This is a genomic window from Pseudomonas sp. AP42 (assembly GCF_001728935.1).
GTDB classification, from domain to species: Bacteria; Pseudomonadota; Gammaproteobacteria; order Pseudomonadales; family Pseudomonadaceae; genus Aquipseudomonas; species Aquipseudomonas lactis.
Genome location: NZ_LYSO01000068.1, coordinates 23007 through 32727, shown reverse-complemented (window position 1 = coordinate 32727; position 9721 = coordinate 23007). Strand labels below are relative to the sequence as shown.

General features: G+C 59.4%; 6 protein-coding genes. 1 reads left to right on the top strand and 5 read right to left on the bottom strand.

Going from position 1 to position 9721, the window contains the following annotated elements; all coding sequences use genetic code 11:
- The 4 genes from A7K61_RS33345 to A7K61_RS20590 form a co-directional block, all read right to left on the bottom strand.
- On the bottom strand, nt 1-221 hold a 221-nt coding region (locus A7K61_RS33345), incomplete at its 3' end, for a hypothetical protein (protein WP_218188553.1).
- Entirely contained in the window at nt 190-369 is a 180-nt protein-coding gene (locus tag A7K61_RS20600) for a hypothetical protein (protein ID WP_032892147.1), read from the bottom strand. The genes A7K61_RS20600 and A7K61_RS33345, both read right to left, overlap by 32 nt.
- A gap of 156 nt (nt 370-525) precedes the next feature.
- Nucleotides 526-1701, bottom strand: coding sequence for a lactonase family protein (locus tag A7K61_RS20595; RefSeq protein WP_044273424.1), 1176 nt, complete (start codon nt 1699-1701; stop codon nt 526-528).
- A complete protein-coding gene (locus tag A7K61_RS20590) occupies nt 1688-1984 on the bottom strand; it encodes a DUF5629 family protein (RefSeq protein ID WP_044273423.1) in 297 nt (98 codons plus the stop codon). Before A7K61_RS20590 ends, A7K61_RS20595 begins: the two co-directional genes overlap by 14 nt.
- Nucleotides 1985-2270: 286 nt before the next feature.
- On the opposite strand from A7K61_RS20590, the gene A7K61_RS20585 reads away from it, so the two are divergent.
- Nucleotides 2271-7274 carry a dermonecrotic toxin domain-containing protein gene (locus tag A7K61_RS20585; protein WP_083263113.1) on the top strand — a complete coding sequence of 1668 codons (5004 nt, stop codon included), beginning with the start codon at nt 2271-2273 and terminating at the stop codon, nt 7272-7274.
- Between the two features lie 65 nt (nt 7275-7339).
- Here the strand turns inward: A7K61_RS20585 and A7K61_RS20580 are convergent, their stop codons facing one another.
- Nucleotides 7340-9715 carry an RND family transporter gene (locus A7K61_RS20580; RefSeq protein ID WP_069558252.1) on the bottom strand — a complete coding sequence of 792 codons (2376 nt, stop codon included), beginning with the start codon at nt 9713-9715 and terminating at the stop codon, nt 7340-7342.
- Between the last annotated feature and the right edge of the window lie 6 nt (nt 9716-9721).

Below are 9721 nucleotides of genomic sequence, written 5' to 3'. Positions count from 1 at the left end.
GAGCGGAACCCTAAGTGGCCGTTACCGCAGCAATGGATATGTACACGCTCCAACTGTGTTGACTGCCAGGCCGCCTTCGCGAGCAAGCCCGCTCCCACAGTTGGATCGTTGGGTGTCAGGTAAATTTGGTCGGCTGTGAGGCCGTCATCGCAGGCAAGCCAGCACATTTGACCTTGGCTCAATGGCGCCTCAGTGCTGGCTCTTGTGATCCAGCGCAGCATAGAAGTTGGCGCTCTGTTGCAGGTACTTCTGGGTATAGGCCGTGACACTGGATTTTTTGCCGGAGACTTCCACGCTGGCAGCGGCAGGCAGTGCCACAGTGGCGGAAACAGCAGAAGCAGCAATGATCGAGAAGAGATTGAAATTCATGGCGGTAACCCTTGTGTGCGTTTGGTTGGGTGGCCTGTGAAGGCCTTGGAACCCAACTTACGCCCGAGGGTTGAACCTTAGAAATGCTTTGAAACAGTAGCCGTTATCACTGCGATTAATACAAAGGCTCAGGCCCCGCATTGCGGGGCCTGTGGCTTATTGACGCACCAGAAACTTGAGGTCGCTGGGGGCATCGATCGGCAATTTCTGCACGGTTTTACCCAGCAGGCCGGTGTTGGGGTCGCGTTCGACCACCACGATTTCATTGCTTTTCTGGTTGGCGACCAGCAGGAACTTGCCGCTCGGGTCGAGGCTGAACTCACGCGGATGGTCGCCTTCGACAGAGCGCCGCTGGATTTCCTTGAGGTGCGCGGTGGCCGGGTCGATGCTGAACACCAGCATCTGATTGGCCGTGCCACGGTTGCTCACGTACAGGAATTTGCCGTCGTTTGACGCATGCAACGCCGCACCGGCCTTGTCGGACACCGGTTGGCCGGCGGCATAGTCCACCAACTGGGTTTGCTTAAGCTTGCCGTCGTTGTAGTCGAACACGGCCACCTGGGCGCTCATCTCAGTGGTCAGCCAGGCGTGTTTGCCGTCCGCGCTGAACAGCAAGTGACGCGGGCCGCTGCCCGGTGGCAGCTGCACCGACGCCGGGTTGGCCGCGGTGAGTGGCAGCTCGTGATTGGCCTTGGGGTCGTAGCGGTAGGCAAATACCTTGTCTGCGCCCAGGTCCTGCACGAATACATACTTGCCGTCCGGCGATGACACCACCGAATGCACATGGTTGGACGCCTGGCGCTCCGGGTTCACGCGGCTGGCCGGGTGCCCGCTCAACTGCACCGGCGCCGACAGCTTGCCACTGGCATCCACCGGCAAGATCGCCAAGCTGCCACCCGGGTCTTCCACCACCGAATAGTTGGCGACGAACAGGTAACGTCCATCGGCGGCCACGCTGGAATGGGTGGGCTCATTGCCCAGGCTCTGCACCTGGTTGATCAGGGTCAGCTGGTGATTCTGCGGGTCGATGCTGTAGCTGCTGACACGCCCCACCGGGTCTTCCTGGCCCGGGCCGTTTTCATTGACCACGAACAACTGCTTCTGGTCTTTGGAAATCGTCAGCCAGGAAGGGTTGGCGGTTTTCGCCGCCAGCACCGGCTTGCCGTTGAACTGCCCGGTGCGGCTGTCGAACTGCAGGCGGTAAATACCCTCGCTGCTACCGGCGGTGTAGCTGCCCACCAGCAGTTCATGCACATCGCTGGGTGCGGCCTGTACCGACATCGCACCGACACTGCCAGCCATCAGCAGGGGCCAGAATTTACGCATCATCATCCGCTTCGTCCTCATTGTTATTGGTGCCGGTGAAGGCGCTCATGCAGATCAAGCGGTGCTCGCCCGACTCACCGGTAAGGGTCCAGCTTTGCAGCGTGTCGTCAAATGTGGCGGCGTCCACCTGCGCCGTTGTGAAGCTCCAGCGTTTTTCGGCCCGGCCATCCATGGCGGTAATCACAAGCTTTAGTTCAGTCAACTCGAAATCAAAGGCATGCAGGCCGTCGATTTCAAGCATGTCGCTGGTTTCAAGCACGGGGCGCAAGGAGGCGGATTCGGCAGTCATAACATCAATCGTTCAGAGGAAAGACCCCATGATAGGGCAAATGGTTGCAGCGGCGTAAATCCTCGCGAGACCTGCGCCGCGTTTACATGCAGCCATACATCCCGCGCCCCTGCTCCACCCCGTGCCGTATCAAGGGTTGACGGCCAGCGCGTGCCAATGGAAATGCCTGATTACCTTTTGCCGATTTCACTGAAAAACCCGCCTCGGTAGTTTCCTTGTTACCTGCCCGCATGACGCGAACAGGGTCACCTCTATGACTAGCATGACTCGACAAGGAAGCTGCACGATGATCCAGGGAAACTACCCCCAGCGTTTTTTTGCCCCTAACCTGCCCCTGTCACTGCCAACCCCGGCTGCACGCCAGACCGTCGCCCCCCATCAAGAACCCTTATCGAATACCGCAAACGACCAACCACTGAGCCGGCCCCGGCGTGCATCCGCACCGTTGCGCACCACAGGGACCACCGCTTCCACCCCAGCCACCGAAAGCTCGGCGCCGCTCACCGCAACGGCGGTCGCCCACCAGTTCGATACCCGCCCTACGCTACGTTCAGTGGTGTCGGGGATGCTCGAGGAGGCGATCAAAAGCCTGTACCCCACTTTGGCATTCAATCCCGCCGAAACGGCGGTCGCCGAACCCATTTCAAGCAGCCCGCCCCAGTACCGCCTGACCCCCTTGCTGGACATCGCCCTGAGGCACCTGACCACCGAAGGCGACCTCGACTTTACCGACAAACATGCACTGCCCTGTACGCTGGTCGACCCAGCCACCGGGCACACCCTCAAACCGGCGCCATCGCCGGATGCCCTGATGCCTGGTATTGATATGCAAGCCATCGAGCTGGCGATCCGCAGCCTGCGCGCCCCGCTCAAAAAAACCTTCGAACAGGCCCTGCTCAAGCACTTCATGGGCAGCACCGATGCCCACTCTCAAGGCAACAACCACTGGCGCTGGCTCAGCGACACGCTGCGCGACACCTTGACCATCGCCGCTCTGAAACAGCCGGGGCTCAGCGCTCAACAGCGCGAAACCCTCGACCAGGTACTGACCTACCCGGACCGTGCGCAGCGCCAAGCGGCCAAAGGCGAGGCCGCGGCGCAGGTGTTTATCCTCGACTCTGCAGTGAGCCATGCCGGTGGCAATGCCTCGCAACTCACTCCAGACCTGCTGATCACGCGCCAGGTCAATGGCCGCACGCAGGTGATGCACGTCACCGCCGCCGGCGTGGTGACGCCCTATGACTCCTTGCACGCATTCGGCCAAGCCTGGGGCAAGAAGATGGGCGACGCCTTCGTCTTTGAGTCCCTGAACTGGAAGCGCCAGGAGCCTGCGGGGAATATTTTCGATACCCAGGCGGCGGTCATCCTCAATGCCATGGTGGAGAACGTTGCGTCCATCGAGGTGCCCACCACCGGCTCGCTTGAGGCGTTGGAGCAGGCTTTCGCCCAGGCCAGCGACCCGAGCCCCTGGTTTGTCGGGGCCTATGCACCCAACGCGCGCGAGCTTGAACGCCTGCATGAACAGCTGCCCACCTGGTTCGGCTCGGCAAGCGCCGCAGAACGTGACACCTATCGACAGCACGCACTGGCCCTGGCCAGCAGTGTGCGCCGCAACAATGGCCGCACCTTCCTCGACGGCATCCCCGATATCCGCACCTACGCCGAGCAACAGCTCGACCAGCATTTAGCCGGCAAGGGTTATACGGCCAAGGATGTGGAGGTGGTGTTCAAGGTCCCGGTGGGCGATATGGGCAGCAACTACCTGGAACGGGTGAAAATGAGCCTGGTGGACATGGCCCTGGAAAACCTTTCGGGCTTGCCCAAGGGTGAGATGGAAGTCCACCTGCATGGGCAACGGGTCAGCGATGCCAGCCTGCCAAAAATGCTCAAGGACTTGATCAACACCGTGGACATAGGCGGCCACTACCCCGAGTTGCTCAAGCGTGAACTGTTGAACGACAGCCCAGCGGCCCGTGATCGGCTGGCACGTTTCATCGAGCAGGTACCCCTGCAGCTCGCGATGCAGGCCTTGGAGCTCAAGCTCAAGGGTGAAGCCGGCATCACCGCCCAGGGCCACGCGTTTATCGAAGCCGTCACCCAACCCGGCGCGGGCAGCAAATGGGTGGACGGCCAAGAGATTACCGTGCGGCCCCTGGCGTTTGTGCGCAAGCCGGGAGCGACGCCGGATGTGGTCGCCAATATGTTCATCATCGAACCGCTGGCCAGCGGCAGCGGCCCACACCTTTTATATCGCCCCCAACTGAAACCGGCACTGCTGGAGTTCGCCAGCCGCGACGCGCTGCTGGAGGCCATCCGCAAGCCCGGTGCGCTGCAGGAAAGCGTGTTGGCCTGGTTGCCGGACGACAAAGTACGGGCGGTGTACGGCAATGGCGGTTTTCACACGCCCAATATTGCCCGTTTTACCGTATTCAATGAGTTTGACCCGCCTGCGACGCCCAAGCCGACCGCCCTGGCTGTCGACGGCTATGCCGCTGCCAGCACGCTACGCCAGGACCTGCTCAATGGCGACCTGGCCACGCACTGGTTCCACTCCAACGCCAACAGCCTGGTTACCCTCGCAGAAGGCCAATCCACTTCCGATGCGCAAAGCCGCTGGGCCTCCTACAAGGAACTCGGCTGGCTGCTGTTCAATACCCTGCTGCCGCTGATGCGCGGGCCGGGCGCCATGGCCGGCTGGTTGCTGCAACTGGCCAATGCCGAAAACGACATCAAGCGCCTGTCGACCGCGAACGATCCGGACCCGGCCGGGGCAATGGTCGACCTGCTGGTGAACCTGGGCATGACCCTGACCCATGTCCCTGTTGCCAAACCCACGCCGACGCGCACCTTTGAGCCGTTCAAGCCGGGGCCAGAGACCAGCAACCCCGCGCCTCGCCCCCATCAGAGCAATGACCCCGTGCGCCCTGCGCCCACCATTCACCAGGACCCGAGCGCGCCGGTCACCACCGGTTTGGGCGCAGGTACGGCCATCGATATCAGGCTGTCGAGCCCACGCGGACTCACCCCTGAGCTGCGCGCGCACATCGACTCGTTCAAGGTGCCCGCACCAACAGCTCCCGGCACCCCCATCGCCGAAGGCATCAGGAAGGGCCTGTATCAGGTGGATAACCGCTGGTACGCCGAGATCGACAACCACTGGTTTCGCGTCGCCACCGACCTGGATGGCCCTTACGTGATTGACGAACACAACAAGGCACGCACCGCGCCCTCGATAGCACGGGACGCCCGGGGCAACTGGTATTTTGATCTGGCGCCCAGGCTCAAGGGCGGTATGCCGAAAACCAAAGACTTGCAGAGTAAGATCAAACAAAACCTGGAAGCCAAGGCCCGTACCGAAGCGGATTTTCAACGCGGCTGGCAGGAACGCAGCAAGATTTCAAAAGAACATGCTGGCAGCATGGAAAAAATCCGCAACACCCTTGCCGAGTACGAACAAGCACGAAAAAAACTCAAGACGCTGCGCAGCCTGGCAACCAATGAAGCATCTGCTGGGCGTTTCGCGGGGACCTACTCCAATCAGCGGCAGGTCGCCGACGCACTCAGGGCCGACCTGGCCCAACAACTTGAAAACCTCAGGCCGTTGACGCAGTCACTGATAGCGGCCAGCGAGCACAACATCGAAACCTTGGCGCCGAAAAAGATCGGCGGCATTGACGATTTATCCGAGTTCAAAGAGAACCGCTCACTTGAATATCAGCAGACTCTAAGCGCGCTGATCGAGATAGATACTGTATACGTGCGTTTGGCCAGCGACACGCTGAAATATGGTGTGAATGGCGCCTCATTGGTTGAACTGACCGACAGATCCAATAACGGTTTAGAGGCGTCCTATAACGAAATGATGGAAGCGTACAAAATAGGCTATCAAGACACAGAGCACCTGTTGGCACTGCGACAAACCATGAGTGCCATATTCGAAAGCTGGAGGAACGACTCGCCTTTTGGCCACAAGGCCGCCGAGGACTTTCTCAAGCAACGGTATCCGGTGTCCATGAACACCCTGCGACTCATACCACAACTGAACAGATTGTTGTACCTCCAGCAACTGACCACCACACGGGCTGCACGTCGCCCCGATGAAGCCGTGTATTTGCAGATGAACCGCTTGATGACAGAAAACCTGAAAACCGAGATATTGACCTATGAGGATCTTCGCCAATACCACGACTACACCCTTGAGGAGCGCCATGCCGCATTGATCACCATTATTACCAAGTTCAAACAAGTGCTGAACGACAGTCGACTGATGCAAGAGCAGCGCCCAGAGTTTTTTCGGGTTGAGTACCACCACCGCTTCAACGAATTGCTCAATGAGTTCATCACTCAGGCCGAAACCGAACTGGTCCAGGTGGTCAAAGAAGAGCAGTTTCTGCTTCCTGCCGCGCCCGCGCGCACCAACCAAAGGGCGAAACCGCAGAATCAACGCGTGTTCAGGACCGAGCACCAGGAAACATTTATCGGCACATTGCGCCCTTCGGAGCCGGGCCGGACCGTGGATATCATCGACGTGGTCGACCCAAGGAGCGGGCAACCCATTGCCAGCTACAGCGAACACCCTGGGGAACGCGGCTGGGTGAAAATCGTCCAGGGACAGCCCACAGCACCTCGCCCAGCCTCACCGCCCAAGTCCTGGTCCACGTATAAGAATGAGGCGCAAAACCTCATCGACGGCGTGCCGAAGATAGAAAAAACCATCCTCTTTCAGAAAAAGAAACTCGATGACCCGCTGTGGCGAGACACTGTCAGCCCCCGCGACTGGAACGACATGCTCGAAGCCCAGGCCAACCTGCTTTTCGAGAAGGCGCAACAGGCGCAAGCCGCCCACGGCAACAAGCCGGAAACCGCCGAATGGGTGGCGCGCTGGCGAGCAGCGGCCGAGCAAATGTTGCAAAAGGCCCGCCAGCATACCGCCGATGGCTATCTGGTACAGACGCCCACGGCGGAAAACGTCGATTACCTGTGGCGTCACGGTTTTGTCGATATCAACCTGGTACGGCGCGACATTCCGACCAGAAGTGGCGATGTCTTCACCGAGTATGTGGTGCGCAAGAAAAACAAAATCGATGCGTTGTGGTATGCCCACTTCCACTATCCGAAAAAAGGCTGGGCACGTGATGACTTTAGGGCGGCGCACCTGAAAACACCGCAGCAACGCATCAAGACTCAAAAGATGCTGATTGAGGAAGCCGGAAACAACGGGGTCGTTGAGAAACTCATCAGGGCCGCTATCACCAAGCCGCTGGCTGAAAAGCTGTTCTTGAAATTGTGAAAGCCTGGGCCCGAGGCCCAACAAAAAGCCGCACAGTGTGCGGCTTTTTGTTCTTCTACCCAGGCTTAATGCGCGAACAATGAGTTGCCCTTCTGCCCCGCCAGCTTCTCGGGTTTGATCAGGAACCGCGCCAGCGCCGGCAACAGCCACAGCGCGCCGAACATGTTCCACAGCAGCATGAAGGTCAGCATCAGGCCCATGTCAGCCTGGAACTTGATGGCCGAGAAGATCCAGGTGCACACGCCGATGGCCAGGCACAGGCCGGTGAACAGCACGGCTTTACCGGTGGATTTCAGCGTCTGGTAATACGCCTCTTGCAACGGCAGGCCGGCACGCAGGAAGCTTTCCAGGCGGCTGTAAATGTAGATGCCGTAGTCCACGCCAATGCCCACACCCAAGGCCACCACCGGCAAGGTTGCGACCTTGACGCCAATGCCCATGAACGCCATCAACGCGTTACCCAGTACCGAGGTCAGCACCAGCGGCAGCACGATGCACAGGGTCGCTGCCCAGGAACGGAAGGTGATCATGCACATGGTCGCTACACACAGGTACACGAGGATCAGAATGATCAGCTCCGACTCCTTGATCACCTCATTGGTGGCCGCTTCGATCCCGGCATTACCCGCGGCGAGGATGAATTCCAGGCCGTCCTTGTTGTTTTCCTTGGCGAAGTCCTGCACCGCATGCACGGCGCGGTCGAGGGTTTCGGCCGTGTGGTCGTTGAGGAACACCAGCACTGGCGCCAGGGAGCAATTGTTGTTGTACAAGCCATCGGCACGGGCGATGGAGTTGTTCAGCACATCCGGGTTACGCGACAGGGTTTCCCATTTCAGGTTGCCCTCGTTCATGCCCTTGATCATTTGCTTGGACACGGTCACCAACGAGATCGCCGACTGCACGCCCTCGGTGTTCTGCATCTTCCACATCAACTGGTCGATGGGCGCCATGGCTTCATACCGCGAGCAGCCTTCGGCCTTGGTCTTGACCATCACCACCAGCACGTCGGAACTGGTGGAGTAATTGCTGATGATGAAGTTGTTGTCCTTGTTGTAGCGCGAGTCCGGGCGCAGTTCCGGTGCGCCTTGGTCCAGGTCGCCGATCTTCAGGTTCTGGCTGTACCAGAGGCCCCCACCAAAGGCGATCAGGGCCAGGAACACCGAAACCGGCGCGACTTTCGGGCTGGCGAATTTGGATAGCAGGCGCCAGAAGCTATGTTCGCGGTTCGCGTCTTTCTTGCTCTTGGCGATGGCGCGCTTGCTGATGCCCACGTAGGAAATCGCGACCGGTAGCAGGATCAGGTTAGTGAACACAATGACCGCCACGCCGATGGACGCGCCGATGGCCAGTTCGCGGATCACGCCAATGTCGATGATCAGCAGCGTGATGAAGCCTACCGCATCCGCCAGAATGGCGATCATCCCCGGCAGGAACAGTTGCCGGAAGGTACGCCGCGCGGCGGTCAGGGCGTTGTCTGCCTCGCTGGATTGCAGGGCAATACCGTTGATCTTCTGCACCCCATGGGAAATGCCGATGGCGAAGATCAGGAACGGCACCAGCATGGAATACGGGTCCAGCCCGAAACCGAAGAAGTGCATCAACCCGAGTTGCCAGACCACCGCCACCAATGTCGTACTCAACACCGCAATGGTGCTGCGCAGGCAGTTGGTGAACCACAACAGCAGAACCAGGGTGATGACAAACGCAACGCCGAAGAACAGCACCACCATCACCAGGCCGTCGATCAGGTCGCCAACCTTTTTGGCAAAGCCGACAATATGAATCTTGACGTTGGGGTTCTGGGTTTCGAACTTGTCGCGGATCTTGTCTTCTAGTTCATGGGAGAACTTGCGATAGTCCAGGGCCAGCAACTTGCCCTGGTCTTGCGGGTCCGGGTAGGACTCCAACAGCGGGATATCAACGATGCTCGACTTGAAGTCATTGGCCACCAGCCGCCCGACCTGGCCGGACTTGAGCACGTTATTGCGCAACTGGTCGAGGCTTTGCGGCGAGCCGTTGTAGCTCTGCGGGATGACCTCCCCGCCGGCAAACCCTTCTTCGGTCACTTCAGTCCAGCGCACGCTGGGACTCCACAGCGACTTGAGGCCCGAGCGGTCCACACCGGAGATGTAGAACACCTCGTCATGGATCTGGCGCAGGGTCTCCATGTATTCCTTAGTGAAGATGTCGCCGTCCTTGGCCTCCACCGAAATTCGCACGGTGTTGCCCAGGTTGGCCAAATCGTTGCGGTGCTCCATCATTTTTTCGATGAAGGGGTGCTTGAGGGGGATCATCTTTTCAAAGCTGGTGGACGGGCGAATCAAGGTCGCCTGCCAGAACAGGAAGAGGCTCACCAGCAGGCAGATGACGATCACCGCCGGGCGATTATTGAAGATCAGACGCTCAAGAAAGGTCGCTTTATCGTTGTGATGACTGCTCATTGAATC

Coding starts and splice junctions, on each gene's coding strand:
- A7K61_RS20580 (WP_069558252.1), bottom strand. CDS start 9,715: ATGAGCAGTCATCACAACGATAAAGCGACCTTTCTTGAGCGTCTGATC.
- A7K61_RS20590 (WP_044273423.1), bottom strand. CDS start 1,984: ATGACTGCCGAATCCGCCTCCTTGCGCCCCGTGCTTGAAACCAGCGAC.
- A7K61_RS20585 (WP_083263113.1), top strand. CDS start 2,271: ATGATCCAGGGAAACTACCCCCAGCGTTTTTTTGCCCCTAACCTGCCC.
- A7K61_RS20595 (WP_044273424.1), bottom strand. CDS start 1,701: ATGATGATGCGTAAATTCTGGCCCCTGCTGATGGCTGGCAGTGTCGGT.
- A7K61_RS20600 (WP_032892147.1), bottom strand. CDS start 369: ATGAATTTCAATCTCTTCTCGATCATTGCTGCTTCTGCTGTTTCCGCC.